The following is a 13,284-nucleotide window of genomic DNA, read 5'->3' as shown; positions in this document are numbered from 1 at the left end:
GTATGACTAGAATGATCGTGTTATTCCAAATTGATGCAATATTTCAATCGAAATGCAAAGGCTGCCATACGATTAAAGAAATGAGAAAAAAGTATAAAGGACACTTTGCCAAACAAGACGGACATTGCAACAAGAACTGCCCGGTGGGAGCAGAACTTCAAACGCTTGGTAAGTTACTTTAACACTATTTTAGGAATAGGCGGTGACAGTATGAACACAAAGCAACAGGATCGAGTTAATACCATTCTAGCCATGATGCTAGAAGCTGGAGTGATCGAAGAACATAGCCGCGAATTAATCCGTGATTTACTGACGGTGCTGTACCAAAAAGCCTTCGAAGACGGAACTTTGAATGGGTTGTACGGGAAGTAACTAAAGGATAGGCGGTGTATATGGGATGGGAGAAGAAAAATGCCCTAAATGCGGTAACGTGGACCTGCAAATTTATCGTCAAATAGCGGTCGGACAAACCATCTGCGCCCGAACAGGCAAGGTTTTGAAGGATCACGGTCTACTGGAAACGACATGCTGGAACTATCTTTGTAAATGCGGCTGGGTAGGAGAGCTTCTAACGCAATAGTGGGGCATGACGATGCAACAAAAATGAATACACCTGAACATAAGAAAAGAGTGGTTGTATGAACTTTTCTGGAATTAATCGAGAGCGTCGTCAACAACTTAAAACAATAGCCGATTATAAAAGAATGGTTGATGAATGCATGGAAACGATGGAGATAGCCCACCAAAAGATTGAGTCTTTACAATCGGAAATTAAAGAATTAAAGGAAGAAAACAAAATGTTGAGGGGTAAAGTTCCTCAATGAATACTGAAATACATGATCTTTGAAAATTGAATAGTGCGGCATCTTGGTGTATATTTTTACCATAACTACGTATCCTCGAATGAATAGGATGGTGTATAAGTGATTGGATATTTTGAGGTTACAGTGACGGATCGGGAAGGAAAGAAAATTTTCCAGAAGGTTTACCCGGGTTCAACGATTTTTGAAGCATCTGCAGTATTTGAGCATGAAAAAGGTGACAAGTATGAAGTTGGAACAATTATCAGCTTTAAATCGCTGGGTAAAAATAGATAAAAAAATGCCGCACTGTTCAATAGACAGTTTGCGGCATTTTTGTTTTTACTGAAATACATGGGAGGGAAGGCAATGCTGGAGACGCAGCCGATTTCCTTCGCTGATGCTTGCGAATTCGTGAAACAGCACCATCGGCACCACATCCCGCCGCAAGGCCATAAATTCTCAATTGCGGTGGCGAATGAGAAAAAAGTTGTCGGCGTGATCATGATCGGCAGGCCGGTTGCTCGGCACCTGGACAACGGCCGCACGCTGGAGGTAACTCGCTGCTGCACAGACGGAACACGGAACGCCGCATCAATGCTGTATGGAGCAGCATGGAGAGCGACAAAAGCATTGGGATATAGGAGAATTATAACTTACACACTTGCAGAGGAGCCCGGTACGAGCCTGCGGGCTGCAGGATGGCGGGAACTGTACAAGACGCCGGGAAAAAGCTGGAGCGTACCAAGTAGGCCGCGAATGGATCGTCATCCTCTCGGTCAAAAAACGATATGGGAAATGCTGGCCGAGTGAATCGGTCGAATCGAAGAAAAAGACGAAGGAGGTACAAATGTGGCAAAATTTAAATTTTCTGTATCAACGGGTTATGTAGGTTCAAGTCGAAAAGAGACCATAGGCCCCTACGGGGGCCGTACAAAAGGAGTGAAATACTATACTGAGATCCATAGATAAAAAATACATCAGGATCATGTCGGTATCCAAAGGAAAATGGTGGGAAGATCAACTCTATGTAAAAAAAGAAGTGTTTGGATACAAACCGCATACAGCCGAATATGTCGTAAGAATTGACGTTGATCAAAAAGGGGATTTTGGAGAGATTCCAGCAGAATTTTGCAAATTAACGACAAAGGAATCGACACTGAGTCAAGATTTATATGGGGGGTGAAATACCTAATCATGACAATAGTAATTCCAGTTTGGATAATATGGACACTAATTATCGTAATTGGCGTTCCGTTTACAGTAATGATTCTAATTTGGGCATTTCTAGGATGGTCGATATTTGGAAGAAAGTAGAGGAGTGAATACCTAATGCTAACGGAAGAACGGTTACAGGAAATTATCAAAAACAACGGTTACTATACATCATTTGGCGATGGTCCTGAATGGGTTGTTTTTGAAGATGTAAATGAATTGATAGTGGATGTTAGAGACCTCCAACAGCAAAATAAGCTCCTTAAAGAAGTTCTGGAATGGTACAGCAATCAAGAACTATGGACTAAGTATCCATGGTCGATGCTGTTAAAGGATGGAGGAAAGCGCGCCCGGTCTGCCCTCCAACAAATAGAAGGGAAGGATATCGTTCAAAAACTGGATGCAATAAATGACATGGCTGAAGGCGTGCTTGTAGTTCCCAAAACTGAACAGTTAAGTGATGAATTAAAACGCAAGACGGCGGCGACCATTCGACAAACACAAGTGAAGGTGAAGCCGGAATGAGCAGAGGCACGCTCCATAGAAGCAAGCTTGAAGATTTCCGTTTATGGCTTCTACAAGATGGATGGGGCATTGAGAAACCAAAAGGGGATTATGAAGTGCTACGCGCCCGAAAAGCAAAACGTTTAGTTCTAATCTACGACCGTCATAAAGGCGATCATTATAGCTATCCTGATACAGCAAATGGTGTTGTACGAGCGTTTCTGTGGGCGTCCAAACAAGTTCAAATCCAAGGGAAGGAAACCTGATACGGCTGCCGCTACGCTGGGTAGTTCGGTCGAAACGATGGCGGCTGCGTCGCAAAAGACGAAGGAGCGAAGTTGGTATGAGTATTTACGATGATCCTAAAAAGTACGCAAAACAGGTACGGATACCGATTAAATGGGCTGAAATATGGTGCGCCAATCAAAGAAAACTTAGCGAAGAAATGGAGAAGGCAAAGATTTGTCCCAAGTGCGGAAAAGCAACATTAATATACGAAACCGGTAGCTACGAAGAAGGATATTCGGATTATATTTATTGCGAAAATGATGAGATTCCCTCATTGGACGAAGATGGCAAAGCATATTTCAAGGAATGTGATTACGTTGCCGATCCGAAGCGCGGAGATGAGCCACTGGCACATTGGTATGATTTTGATGTTTTGCTTGCTATGAGCGTATCGAAAGAAATGTGGGAAAGTAACTTTGACGGTCTGCAAGATTGGATAAAATTCGCTCGTAAGAATATAGAGGAAATAACGGAAAAAGCAACTGCATAGGTCGAATAAGGTTTATATATCACAAGGGAAGGAAGAAGAACGACAATGACTAAATATCAATGTGACAATTGCCTTTTGAAACAAAATGCAATATGCGCAAAACATTTAACTCAAAGACAAATAAACTGCCCTAGTTATCATCGCGGAATATCAAGATTATCAATCTTTCTTTCCAATTTATTCCTGAATTTATCCAGACGAGCAAATAACGGTGAACTCTTTAACAAAAGGATGAACAGAGATAAGAAAGATGCTCTTACAGTTTTCTTCTGGAGGATACATGAGAGGTTTAGTCCATTACATGAATATTACAGATTAAGTAAAGCAAATAGAGGTGAAGAACGATGACTAGAGAGGATATATTGGCGATGGTGCCGGGCCGGGAATTGGATAAGCTTGTAAACGAGAATTTATTCGGATACATCGTTCGCTCGCATGTGGATTACGAACCAGGAATGAGAATAGACAGAGTAGATTTCTTGCCATCAACTTTTTTGCCGAACGCATGGGAAGTAGTAGAGAAGTTCCATGAAGTTACAGTAAAGCGATTTGAAACAATGAAAGGGCATAGATACTGGTGCAAAATTGAGCTTGATTACGATTCAGAACCGATCATGGCACAAGGTGAAACGGCACCCGAAGCCATATGCCGCTGCGCTCTGCTAGCAGTAATGGAGAAATAAAACAATCGTATACGGCCGGTGGATTCGGCCGGGATGAGGTGGACGATGAAAAAAGGCGAAGTGTTGAAACGTCTGGATTCAGTGCAAGAAATGACGGATGAAGAAATTGCGATGAATGCCAAATGGATTCGAGAATTGGCAACAGCGGCATATGCGATTATCAAAAATAAAGAAACCAAAGGTGGCAAGTAATGGAGGGAAAACGGTGGGAGAATACTTTGAATGCGAATTGAAAATTGACGATGCGGAAGAAACACCAGTTACGACCGTATGGCTTCGTCTACTACCAAGGATCGGGGAGCATATCGGAACCAAACTGAACGGTTCCATGCACAGGTTCAAAGTAACTGACATTTGGCATTTTGCTGGCGATAAAAAGACAGGTCACAGAATTATCATCTATTTGAATCATACCGGAAAGTAACGGGAGCTGAGTTGAAGTTACGGCCGTAGGCCATCGAGTCGGCCGAATCCGCTTAGTGAAACGGCGGCCGAAGGTCTCCGCTGCGCTGACGGAGACCGAATAATAAGGTCTGGAAAGGAAGGATGAAGAGGAATGAACAAACTCACTGTTACGAGAGAAGCTGAGGGGTATTGGTCAGTGATCGGCAAGGGCATTGATGCAGAAGTCTATGGTTCTGTGAAATTTGGCCCCAATGGTGCCATGTGCGGAAAAGGCGCTCGTACTCATCGAAAAGCTATCCTAGACGCTGTAGAAGCATTCAGAAAGGCGGAGAAGAAGGAATGAACAACGGATACTTCAAAGGAATGCAGATTATCGAAGACAAGAACATGATCGACAAAAATCAGAACCGCAAGCATCGGAAGCAACGCATTAATAAGAAATGGGCCAAACGCTACGGCTTCACCGTTACACCGAAAAATGATGTGTTCGTTACGAGAAACACGATTATCGGGCACCCAGAAACTATTGCAGCATTAAAAAGAGGTATCCAATGAACATCCATCCAGACGAACAAGGAGCCGCGCAGAGGCTCGGTAAGATGGAGACGAAGCTTCTATCCATCAAGTCCCATATGATCGTCCTAAAGGACTTACACTGGCCTATTCTCTATAGGTATGTGAAGAAGATACTTATATATGTCGGGGTGGAACTATGAGACAAGATTATAGAGCGTGGGATGAGAAACGCAAAACTATGATGCAGCCGATTCGTACAGGCATGATGCCAAAGGGCGTTACAAGAAAGAATGATTTCTTTATTGGATTTAATAATACCGGACTGGAAGTATCAGAGTACGAAGGAAAAGGTTACTGGCGGAGATTCCCTACAATGCAATTCACAGGATTACAAAACCGACTGGAACAGGAAGTGTATGCTGGGGATATTGTTGAGCAACACAGGGATATATGCGTAATTGAGCCATGCATAGGCGGATTTGAATGCAAAATGATTGCCGGTCCACATAAAGGCACAACATTCGTATTTTCATACTTACACAAAGATCACTGCAGGGTAATTGGCACAATTTATACGCATCCTGAGCTATTAGAGAAATAGAAAAAAATCCTCTACGGAAATACCTTGGCCGGTCACGTAGAGGATTAACCAATTCACACCACTATTATATCATATTGAGGTGTGAAAACTATGATGGTAGCGGAAAAAGAAGATGATCAATTTGTTTTGTTTCCCGTAGCGACGGCAACAGAAATAAAAAAAATGCGTAAAGATCTTTCGAAGTACACAAAGATGAAGAAAACAAAGGATGACCTGGAAAAACATAATGAAATGGAGTTGTTACAGCGGTCTGACGTATACTGCCATATTAAAATGATGGTTACAAAAATCGAACGGGCTTGCAACCTGATTATCGAACAAGATGTAAAGGAGATAATCGAATACAGGTTCATTTCGGGACACGACCGTTACGAGACAATATGCAATTTCGATCTATGCGAGCGCTCAATTGACAGAAAGATTTTCGAGGGTATAGAATCGATTGCAAACACGTTCAAACTGTGGGAAAGTATACGTTAAAAACGTGTCTGTTTAAAGGCGAAATGCAGTCTCTTCCCTGTCCGCTATAACGAAATTAAAAGGGGTACAGTTATATCACAAAGAGCAAATGTTGCTCGGGTGATACCTACTGTACCCTTATCATTTGTAGGAACTCGGTCATGCTGTGGGAGACGCGCCGTGCGCTCCTTAGACGTTTAGCGTCAGTGGTGTGATGTGAGGTAGGGTTAGATGCCCTAGCTCTTTTTAGAGCAAAGAGAAGTGCATGCTGGTAGCGGTATGGCATTCAGTTCTCTTTGCTCTATTTGTTTCTCAAATTTTGACAAAAACCATCATTCCATATGATAATTAGGGCAAAACATGTGGGAGGTATGGGCATGGATGTCATGAAAAGAAAGTTGCTCCGGAAGGAATTACTTGCCGATCTTTATAATGACTATTTTAATAGTGGCGGCCAACAAGTAGAAATTGTCGCTGATGAATCAGCGGATGTGGAAGAACGGTTGGCCTTGGAATATTTACGCGATAAAGGGTATGTCTCATTAAAGCCAGACCGTTCAAATCCTAATAAATATTCCATCGTAATTACTATTGAGGGAATTGATTACGCAGAAGAACATTGTTTTAAAGAAATTGAAGTTTGCTCCAAGCACCCATTATAGGGTGTTTTTTTATTTTTTTATTGAAAGGGTGTTGTGCCATTCTTCGATTGGTTGGTTAAATGAGGAAGCTGCGGAAACGTGGCTTCTTTTCGTTTGGGTCAATTGTTCATTTATGGTCAGGGGTGGGGGCCGAACAATTAATAACGATCAAAGCAGGATTTGAAACCCATATAAGTCGAAATGTATTATCGTAGAAAAAATGGGAGTGATTCTATGATACAATACTTTTCGTCTATTTTAATTTTGCGCGGAATTTCATATCATATGCCAGAAACATCCTCGTTAATTTCGATGACTATATACGGAGGATTATTTATAGTATTGCTCATTTATTGTTATATTAGGGAGAAAAAGAGCAAATAGAACAATCCTAGTCTATGAGAGGGGTTTGAGACGAATGTGTAGTGAATATAGATACCCAGACGGAAACCTGATTTATGAAGGTGATATGTTTATGTTCAAAAACGGAATAGTCGGATTCGTTCTTTACGATGAAGAATCGAATATTTGGAACGTGAAGTTTTATAATGATGAAGAAAAGAAGCCGACAGTAATGTCCTTAAAGAACACGGTCGAGCATATTGATAAATTTCTTGCCTAGTCACTCAGTTGAGTGGCTTTTTATTTTTCTCGAAAGGATGATGCCTGTGAATGAATCAGGATCAGAACCCATCTGCAAAGGATGCAAAAACAGCGGCAAGAACGTTTTCACATACACTGGTTACTGCCCTTGTTCTCATGGGAAAACTCTAAAGGAAAAGGACGATCTTATGTTTGAAAAGTATCTCGACAATCGAGAACAAAAATCACAAGGGAGACAATAAACGTGAAAACAATCACATATCAGTATCCAGAAGGACCCGTTACCGAAGAACTTAAACATCACAATCTACAGTTAACAATGAATGACGGCAGAGTGATTGAATACTACTCATCGAAATCAATTGATCGCATTAACCGTTTAAGGGAAATACCTAGATGCCACATACCTTATTACGAAAACGGTAGTTTTACGTTCATTGCTTGTGCGGACATAGTCGATGTTACAGAAATATCTTCTCAATAATTGGTCAGGAAACATTTCCTTACCATATATAACATAGGCGGTGGTGAACAATGTAAATGGGAAGACAACGTGATCCTAAAATGGATGAAGCAAAAGAACTCTATATTGCTGCCGGCGGAAAGATAAACCTAATCGATATTGCATCAAAGCTTGGTGTTCCTGATGGAACAGTTCGCGGATGGAAATCAAAATACAAATGGGACAAGGATTTAAACGGAGAAGTCGATAATACGGAACGAACAAAACGTAACGTTCCGAAAAAAGCAAAAGAACGACCCAAGATTACGGAACGTTCTAATAACGGTACTAAAAAGAACGATACAATTTACAACGCTCCGAATGCTGATGAATTGTCAGCAGACTTAACAGACAGACAAAGAATATTCTGTCTCTACTATGTAAAAAGTTTCAATGCAACTCAAGCGGCAATCAATGCAGGCTATGCAGCTGATAGTGCTCACGTTGAAGGGAGCCGGCTGCTAAGAAATGCTAAAGTGAGCGCAGAAGTCAATAGAATAAAGGCTAATATGGCTAATGCTTTATTTGTAGACGCGATGGACGTACTGAACAAGTATGCTGCCATAGCCTTTGCTGATATAAAAGATTACGTTGATTTCGGACAACAAGACGTTCCTATCATGACGAAGAAGGGACCAGTTCTAACGCCCGACGGCGAAACGATGATGACCAAGCAAAGCTTTGTTGCGCTTCGGAACGCCAGCGAAGTTGATGGAACGCTAATAAGCGAAGTTAAAGAGGGCAAGGACGGAGTGAGTATCAAGCTTCACGACAAGATGAAAGCTCTTGAAGTTTTGACAAAATACCTGGACCTGCTGCCTGATAACCATAAACGAATGATCGAAGAAGAGAAACTGAAAATTGCAAAGGAAAAATTGGAGATCGAACGCAACATCATTGATGATGACGATGATGAAACGGGCAAAGGGAACATTGATCAATTAACGGAAATGATCAGACTCAGCGCCGCAGCAATCGGAGGTGCGGACGATGGAATTCCAGATGTTCGGGGAGAAGATAACCCGGTTCATACTGAATCCGATTGAAAAAGATGCTCGCATTAACATCTTAGAAGGTTCTGTACGTTCCGGTAAAACAGTCGGGATGATCCCTAAATGGATCAATTACATTAAGACCGGCCCAAAAGGATTACTGATCATTACAGGTGTTTCTAAAGAAACGATCTATGATAACGTGCTACAGGATTTGTTCGATACGGTAGGGGAAAAGAACTACAAGTACAATTCCCAAAAGGGCCTCATCATCATGTTTGGCCGCAAGATCAAGGTTATTGGCGCGAAGGATGAAGGTTCGGAGAAATACCTTCGCGGTAAAACATTGGCCGGTGCCTATTGTGATGAGCTCTCGTTAATGCCAGAGAAATTCTTCAAGCAGCTCCTTAATCGGTTATCTGTTAAAGGTGCCAAGCTATACGCAACGACTAACCCCGATCATCCGCATCATTACCTATATACTGAATACATCACAGATGAAAAGAAACTCAGCAGCGGAATGGTGAAGGTGTATCATTTCGAGCTAGATGATAACCCTAACCTTGATGATGAGTACAAAACATTTATCCGTGAAGCCTACACGGGTTTTTGGTATTTACGCATGATTGAAGGGAAATGGGTTGTTGCTCAGGGCGCGATCTATGATATGTGGGACAAAGACTTGAATACGTTCACCGATGAAGACCTGATTCCTGGATTCAAGAGCATGGCACAGCGTTATATCGCGGTAGACTTTGGTACCCAGAATGCAACGGTCTTTCTAGATTGTTGGATGGACGATAGTGGCAACGTTTGGGTGCTTGATGAGTACTATCATAGCGGCAGGGATTCAAATGCTGCAGGAGTCGATCCCGAAAGAAAGAAAGAAAACGGAAGACAGAAAGAAACTTCCGAATACGCTGACGATCTTGAAAAGTTTGTAGGTGACGAGTATCCACGGTATGTAATCGTTGATCCTTCTGCATCAAGCTTGAAAGTATCCTTTAGGAATAGAGGATTCAGACTAAAAGATGCTGATAACGATGTACTGGAAGGGTTACGCATGACAGCGACGATGATAGCGAAACGCAGATTGAAAGTCCACCGCACTAAATGCCCCAACTTCCTAAAAGAAGTATCTGGATATGTATGGGATGAAAAGGCTGGTTTACGCGGTGTAGAGCAGCCGGTTAAGAAGGATGACCACTGCATGGATGCTGCGAGGTACTTTGTCAAAACTATCATAAGACCGAATTCACTGCTTGGACGTGATGCATAAACGCTGCATGAAGGCAACGAAAATGTGTTTGCAACAGCAAATCAAGCGGTAGATAAGAAAACACAAAACCCCATAACGGTGCGGTTTCTGAGCGTTTTGCATAAATGATGCATAATCGTTCTTTTTGTTTGACGCCGAAAACCCGCACCATTAACGGGTTTACCGCATGGTTGTGCGGGAGTACATCTGTACAAAATACAGCATTTTATACATATGTACTTGAATAAAAAATGAATATCAATTAGGGAGGAAATGATTATGAAGCTTCCACAAAATTCAAGATTCTTTATGCAGACGGAAATAAGTGAGGTATTACTTTCACGTAACTATGATATTGATGAAATGGTTAAACGCGATTTATCTCGCGAACTTACTAAATTAATTCTCGAATCTGATAAATTTAAGGCGAAAGTCACTACAACTAAATTGGGTACTGAGGTTCATAGAATAGAAGGATTCTTTTTCACGGAACAAGAGTTGAGAGACTTAATTCAAAGTGTCCGTGATGAAGCATTAAGGGGGTAGATGATCCATGAAGCAAAGAATAACCGTGGAAGATTTTAATACCCTATCGGATGCTCAGAAGGAACGGTTGCTGGAATGGTGGAAGCCAGAAGATGGAGATTACTTTGTGCGATTCCATAAAAATTTAGGGCCTGAGCTATGCATAATCGGTGCGTTGGAATGTTGGTGTGGTGACGAGGTTGAAACATATCACGCTCAGTTTAATGACTGGAAAAAAGATTACCCTCTTTTCTCTATAGGACAGATGATTGAGTTTCTTAATTCAAAAGAACGAATATACCAAATTTATGCTCCGCAACGTGGCGAATTAAATAAAGGCGATTTAATGCATAAAGATGATGACGAATGGTGGGAAAAGGAAAGAGGATCTATTAATCCATATAACTGGCAGGTATATTCAAACAGTGTTGGTTCTTATGACACAAAGGAACTATGTGACGCACTATGGGAAACGGTTAAACGATATCTTTAGCGCCTAAGCACTCCTTTATTGAGGGTGCTTTTTATTTTGCCCTGAAAGGAGGATAGCAATTGAGCAGACGGAAACGAAAGCAAACAAATGACAACCGAACATCGCCGCCAACCAAACCGCAGCAACAACAGCAGAAGCTTCCAAAAGGGCTGACAACGGACGCATTCCAAAACGTACTTGCCCGCCTGGGGTACGGCACGCCGAACCTGATGGAAGGCACAGCCTATCCAAACACGCGCCTGACGCGTGACTATAACCTGATGAATAGCTTGTACCGTAGCCATTGGATCATAAGGCGCGTTGTAGATACCATACCGGAAGATATGACACGTAACTGGATTAAGGTTATTAGCCAGCTTACCCCGGAGCATATTCGCAAAGTGGATAAGCTTTGGCGCACCAGGAACCTGAAGCAGAAAATACTTCAAGGTTTGAAATGGGGCCGACTCTATGGCGGGGCTGCGGGCCTGATTATGATTGATGGACATGAAGATATCCTTGCCCAACCGCTGGACTTTGATATGATCATGCCGGGATCGCTAAAGGGAATCATGATTGTTGACCGATGGTCCGGCGTATACCCAGGCGAGGAATTGGTTGAGGATACATCCGACAATGAATTTGGCCTTCCGCGGTTCTATCGGATTACGACGGAAGAAGGGCAAAGCTTCACAGTACATCATAGCCGTATCCTGCGATTTGTCGGCAACGATCTTCCTTATTGGGAAAAGGTTGCTGAGTTGTATTGGGGCTCATCCATTGTAGAATCCGTCTTCGATGAATTGAAGAAGCGCGACAATTCAAGTTGGAACATCGCGCAGCTGATCTTCCTTGCGAATCTTCGAGTCATTAAGATGGGTGATCTGGGTCAAAACCTTGCAATTAGCAATGATTTGGTGCAGCGGGATTTGTACAACACAATCCAAATGCAAAACTGGCTCATGTCAAATATGGGCCTGCATGTAATGGACAAAGACGACAGTTTCGAAACACATCAATACTCCTTTACTGGACTCAATGATATTTATGAGAGCTTTATGCTCGACGTTGCGGGTGCCTGCCAGACGCCGGTTACAAAACTGTTTGGCCGCGCTCCTGCGGGAATGAATGCAACAGGCGAATCGGACATGCAGAACTACTACGAGACGGTCCAGCAGGCACAGGAGACGTATCTTGCCCCTATCTTGGACAAACTCTTGCCGATTATGTTTATGTCGGAGCTTGGGGCTATTCCTGACGATTTGGAGTATGACTTCAATCCGATTCGGACACCTGATGACAAAGACATTGCGGAACTGGTGGATAAGAAAACAACGTCCATCATAAACGTTTACAATGCGGGCATTATCAGTCAGCGAACGTCCTTAAAGGAACTTCGGCAAATGTCGGATTCAACGGGCATGTTCACGAACATAACGGACGCGGACATAGAGAATGCAGATTCCAGCACATCACAAGGCGAAATGCTGCCGGGCGGTGATCTGAATGAGTTTATGGGCACCGAAACGCCGGATCGAGCAAGCCTACCGTTCGGCGGTTCAGCGTTTGATGCAAAAGATTCTAGTTTACTTGGCTGGATTCGAAGAACCTTCAGAAATCGTTAAGGCCATACGCAACTATGCAGCAAGTAAAGTATTCTCCGATTACGCTGAAGCTGCTGCGATGAAAATGGTTACGCATCTATTCTCCGATGCTGGGCGAACATGGCGGCAGGCTGCGCGAAGGAATGGCAAGGGCAAGATGCTGTACCTTGCGTTGCTAAAGGAAATGCAAGGGCCACTTGGTGGCACAGTGAATCAACTGATCCGGCATAACGCCACGTTGATAAAATCAATACCCCAAGAAATTGCTCGGGATGTCAATGAATTCATTTTGTCGGAAGCCATGAAGGGCGCGCGTTCAAGCGATATAACAAAGTTGATCATTCAACGGTTCCCGAAAGCGGCCACGGGTAGGGTTAACCTTATAGCCCGAACTGAGACAAGCAAGACTTCTACGGCGCTCACCGAGGCGCGTAGCGAGCTTGTAGGCATTCGTTGGTATGTATGGCGGACAAGCGATGATTCGCGCGTAAGGGAATCCCACGAGATCATGGAGGCCGTCCTAATTCCTTGGAGCAGCCCGCCAAGTCCTGAAAAGTTGGCTGGTGAAAGATCTGTCGGAAATTACCATGCTGGCTGCATATGGAACTGCAGGTGCTACGCTGAACCTGTTATCGATCTTGATTTGATCACATGGCCAGCAAAGGTATATAGGAACGGAGCTATCGTAAAAATGAGTCGGAAGCAGTTTGAGGCTATTATGTAACG

Annotated in this window: 25 protein-coding genes; all 25 read left to right on the top strand. The window is 42.9% G+C overall.

The window, feature by feature from the left end; all coding sequences use genetic code 11:
- Positions 1-2: 2 nt before the first annotated feature.
- The 25 genes from AC0LWT_RS07330 (at position 3) to AC0LWT_RS07210 (ending at position 13,282) form a co-directional block, all read left to right on the top strand.
- Positions 3-182, top strand: a complete 180-nt coding sequence (locus AC0LWT_RS07330) for a zinc-finger domain-containing protein (protein WP_474680569.1) — start codon at positions 3-5, stop codon at positions 180-182.
- A 28-nt stretch (positions 183-210) separates the two neighbouring features.
- On the top strand, positions 211-372 hold the full coding sequence (locus AC0LWT_RS07325; protein ID WP_474680568.1) for a hypothetical protein: 162 nt from the start codon (positions 211-213) through the stop codon (positions 370-372).
- A gap of 266 nt (positions 373-638) precedes the next feature.
- Positions 639-824, top strand: coding sequence for a hypothetical protein (locus AC0LWT_RS07320; protein WP_474680567.1), 186 nt, complete (start codon positions 639-641; stop codon positions 822-824).
- A 99-nt stretch (positions 825-923) separates the two neighbouring features.
- Positions 924-1,097 (top strand): hypothetical protein, encoded by a 174-nt coding sequence (locus AC0LWT_RS07315; RefSeq protein ID WP_474680566.1) that lies wholly within the window; start codon positions 924-926, stop codon positions 1,095-1,097.
- Between the two features lie 72 nt (positions 1,098-1,169).
- On the top strand, positions 1,170-1,613 hold the full coding sequence (locus AC0LWT_RS07310; protein WP_474680565.1) for an XF1762 family protein: 444 nt from the start codon (positions 1,170-1,172) through the stop codon (positions 1,611-1,613).
- Positions 1,614-1,788: 175 nt separating this feature from the next.
- On the top strand, positions 1,789-1,986 hold the full coding sequence (locus AC0LWT_RS07305; protein ID WP_474680564.1) for a hypothetical protein: 198 nt from the start codon (positions 1,789-1,791) through the stop codon (positions 1,984-1,986).
- 146 nt (positions 1,987-2,132) lie between these two features.
- Positions 2,133-2,540, top strand: coding sequence for a hypothetical protein (locus AC0LWT_RS07300; protein WP_474680563.1), 408 nt, complete (start codon positions 2,133-2,135; stop codon positions 2,538-2,540).
- A complete protein-coding gene (locus AC0LWT_RS07295) occupies positions 2,537-2,785 on the top strand; it encodes a hypothetical protein (protein WP_474680562.1) in 249 nt (82 codons plus the stop codon). The genes AC0LWT_RS07300 and AC0LWT_RS07295 overlap by 4 nt, the downstream gene beginning before the upstream one ends.
- 77 nt (positions 2,786-2,862) lie before the next feature.
- Positions 2,863-3,297, top strand: a complete 435-nt coding sequence (locus tag AC0LWT_RS07290) for a hypothetical protein (RefSeq protein ID WP_474680561.1) — start codon at positions 2,863-2,865, stop codon at positions 3,295-3,297.
- A 344-nt stretch (positions 3,298-3,641) separates the two neighbouring features.
- On the top strand, positions 3,642-3,980 hold the full coding sequence (locus tag AC0LWT_RS07285) for a BC1872 family protein (RefSeq protein WP_474680560.1): 339 nt from the start codon (positions 3,642-3,644) through the stop codon (positions 3,978-3,980).
- Between the two features lie 45 nt (positions 3,981-4,025).
- Entirely contained in the window at positions 4,026-4,172 is a 147-nt protein-coding gene (locus AC0LWT_RS07280; RefSeq protein WP_474680559.1) for a hypothetical protein, read from the top strand.
- 13 nt (positions 4,173-4,185) lie between these two features.
- On the top strand, positions 4,186-4,404 hold the full coding sequence (locus tag AC0LWT_RS07275) for a hypothetical protein (protein WP_474680558.1): 219 nt from the start codon (positions 4,186-4,188) through the stop codon (positions 4,402-4,404).
- A gap of 132 nt (positions 4,405-4,536) precedes the next feature.
- Positions 4,537-4,728 (top strand): hypothetical protein, encoded by a 192-nt coding sequence (locus AC0LWT_RS07270; RefSeq protein ID WP_474680557.1) that lies wholly within the window; start codon positions 4,537-4,539, stop codon positions 4,726-4,728.
- A complete protein-coding gene (locus tag AC0LWT_RS07265) occupies positions 4,725-4,940 on the top strand; it encodes a hypothetical protein (RefSeq protein ID WP_474680556.1) in 216 nt (71 codons plus the stop codon). Before AC0LWT_RS07270 ends, AC0LWT_RS07265 begins: the two co-directional genes overlap by 4 nt.
- Before the next feature lie 157 nt (positions 4,941-5,097).
- Positions 5,098-5,502, top strand: coding sequence for a YopX family protein (locus tag AC0LWT_RS07260; RefSeq protein ID WP_474680555.1), 405 nt, complete (start codon positions 5,098-5,100; stop codon positions 5,500-5,502).
- 90 nt (positions 5,503-5,592) lie between these two features.
- Positions 5,593-5,982, top strand: coding sequence for a hypothetical protein (locus AC0LWT_RS07255; RefSeq protein WP_474680554.1), 390 nt, complete (start codon positions 5,593-5,595; stop codon positions 5,980-5,982).
- Positions 5,983-6,338: 356 nt separating this feature from the next.
- Positions 6,339-6,623, top strand: coding sequence for a hypothetical protein (locus AC0LWT_RS07250; protein WP_474680553.1), 285 nt, complete (start codon positions 6,339-6,341; stop codon positions 6,621-6,623).
- A 454-nt stretch (positions 6,624-7,077) separates the two neighbouring features.
- Positions 7,078-7,224, top strand: coding sequence for a hypothetical protein (locus AC0LWT_RS07245; RefSeq protein ID WP_474680552.1), 147 nt, complete (start codon positions 7,078-7,080; stop codon positions 7,222-7,224).
- Positions 7,225-7,449: 225 nt separating this feature from the next.
- Complete coding sequence (locus AC0LWT_RS07240) at positions 7,450-7,689, top strand: hypothetical protein (protein WP_474680551.1); 240 nt, start codon at positions 7,450-7,452, stop codon at positions 7,687-7,689.
- A gap of 56 nt (positions 7,690-7,745) precedes the next feature.
- Positions 7,746-8,753 carry a terminase small subunit gene (locus AC0LWT_RS07235; RefSeq protein ID WP_474680550.1) on the top strand — a complete coding sequence of 336 codons (1,008 nt, stop codon included), beginning with the start codon at positions 7,746-7,748 and terminating at the stop codon, positions 8,751-8,753.
- Positions 8,698-9,978: a PBSX family phage terminase large subunit gene (locus AC0LWT_RS07230; protein ID WP_474680549.1), complete on the top strand. Its 1,281-nt coding sequence runs from the start codon at positions 8,698-8,700 to the stop codon at positions 9,976-9,978. Before AC0LWT_RS07235 ends, AC0LWT_RS07230 begins: the two co-directional genes overlap by 56 nt.
- A 258-nt stretch (positions 9,979-10,236) precedes the next feature.
- Positions 10,237-10,503, top strand: coding sequence for a hypothetical protein (locus AC0LWT_RS07225; RefSeq protein ID WP_474680548.1), 267 nt, complete (start codon positions 10,237-10,239; stop codon positions 10,501-10,503).
- Between the two features lie 7 nt (positions 10,504-10,510).
- Positions 10,511-10,975, top strand: a complete 465-nt coding sequence (locus AC0LWT_RS07220; protein ID WP_474680547.1) for a hypothetical protein — start codon at positions 10,511-10,513, stop codon at positions 10,973-10,975.
- A gap of 59 nt (positions 10,976-11,034) precedes the next feature.
- Complete coding sequence (locus tag AC0LWT_RS07215) at positions 11,035-12,579, top strand: phage portal protein (protein WP_474680546.1); 1,545 nt, start codon at positions 11,035-11,037, stop codon at positions 12,577-12,579.
- Entirely contained in the window at positions 12,524-13,282 is a 759-nt protein-coding gene (locus AC0LWT_RS07210; RefSeq protein WP_474680706.1) for a phage head morphogenesis protein, read from the top strand. Before AC0LWT_RS07215 ends, AC0LWT_RS07210 begins: the two co-directional genes overlap by 56 nt.
- Positions 13,283-13,284 lie beyond the last annotated feature (2 nt).

Source organism: Paenibacillus sp. sgz302164 (assembly GCF_056120505.1).
This window is presented reverse-complemented; position numbering and strand designations above follow the sequence as displayed.

What these genes read in the sequence shown, in the direction of transcription:
- AC0LWT_RS07220 (WP_474680547.1), top strand. Translation starts at nt 10,511, where the DNA reads ATGAAGCAAAGAATAACCGTGGAAGATTTTAATACCCTATCGGATGCT.
- AC0LWT_RS07330 (WP_474680569.1), top strand. Translation starts at nt 3, where the DNA reads ATGACTAGAATGATCGTGTTATTCCAAATTGATGCAATATTTCAATCG.
- AC0LWT_RS07235 (WP_474680550.1), top strand. Translation starts at nt 7,746, where the DNA reads ATGGGAAGACAACGTGATCCTAAAATGGATGAAGCAAAAGAACTCTAT.
- AC0LWT_RS07250 (WP_474680553.1), top strand. Translation starts at nt 6,339, where the DNA reads ATGGATGTCATGAAAAGAAAGTTGCTCCGGAAGGAATTACTTGCCGAT.
- AC0LWT_RS07295 (WP_474680562.1), top strand. Translation starts at nt 2,537, where the DNA reads ATGAGCAGAGGCACGCTCCATAGAAGCAAGCTTGAAGATTTCCGTTTA.
- AC0LWT_RS07290 (WP_474680561.1), top strand. Translation starts at nt 2,863, where the DNA reads ATGAGTATTTACGATGATCCTAAAAAGTACGCAAAACAGGTACGGATA.
- AC0LWT_RS07255 (WP_474680554.1), top strand. Translation starts at nt 5,593, where the DNA reads ATGATGGTAGCGGAAAAAGAAGATGATCAATTTGTTTTGTTTCCCGTA.
- AC0LWT_RS07225 (WP_474680548.1), top strand. Translation starts at nt 10,237, where the DNA reads ATGAAGCTTCCACAAAATTCAAGATTCTTTATGCAGACGGAAATAAGT.
- AC0LWT_RS07230 (WP_474680549.1), top strand. Translation starts at nt 8,698, where the DNA reads ATGGAATTCCAGATGTTCGGGGAGAAGATAACCCGGTTCATACTGAAT.
- AC0LWT_RS07280 (WP_474680559.1), top strand. Translation starts at nt 4,026, where the DNA reads ATGAAAAAAGGCGAAGTGTTGAAACGTCTGGATTCAGTGCAAGAAATG.
- AC0LWT_RS07320 (WP_474680567.1), top strand. Translation starts at nt 639, where the DNA reads ATGAACTTTTCTGGAATTAATCGAGAGCGTCGTCAACAACTTAAAACA.
- AC0LWT_RS07260 (WP_474680555.1), top strand. Translation starts at nt 5,098, where the DNA reads ATGAGACAAGATTATAGAGCGTGGGATGAGAAACGCAAAACTATGATG.
- AC0LWT_RS07310 (WP_474680565.1), top strand. Translation starts at nt 1,170, where the DNA reads ATGCTGGAGACGCAGCCGATTTCCTTCGCTGATGCTTGCGAATTCGTG.
- AC0LWT_RS07285 (WP_474680560.1), top strand. Translation starts at nt 3,642, where the DNA reads ATGACTAGAGAGGATATATTGGCGATGGTGCCGGGCCGGGAATTGGAT.
- AC0LWT_RS07245 (WP_474680552.1), top strand. Translation starts at nt 7,078, where the DNA reads ATGTTCAAAAACGGAATAGTCGGATTCGTTCTTTACGATGAAGAATCG.
- AC0LWT_RS07325 (WP_474680568.1), top strand. Translation starts at nt 211, where the DNA reads ATGAACACAAAGCAACAGGATCGAGTTAATACCATTCTAGCCATGATG.
- AC0LWT_RS07265 (WP_474680556.1), top strand. Translation starts at nt 4,725, where the DNA reads ATGAACAACGGATACTTCAAAGGAATGCAGATTATCGAAGACAAGAAC.
- AC0LWT_RS07210 (WP_474680706.1), top strand. Translation starts at nt 12,524, where the DNA reads ATGCAAAAGATTCTAGTTTACTTGGCTGGATTCGAAGAACCTTCAGAA.
- AC0LWT_RS07270 (WP_474680557.1), top strand. Translation starts at nt 4,537, where the DNA reads ATGAACAAACTCACTGTTACGAGAGAAGCTGAGGGGTATTGGTCAGTG.
- AC0LWT_RS07300 (WP_474680563.1), top strand. Translation starts at nt 2,133, where the DNA reads ATGCTAACGGAAGAACGGTTACAGGAAATTATCAAAAACAACGGTTAC.
- AC0LWT_RS07305 (WP_474680564.1), top strand. Translation starts at nt 1,789, where the DNA reads ATGTCGGTATCCAAAGGAAAATGGTGGGAAGATCAACTCTATGTAAAA.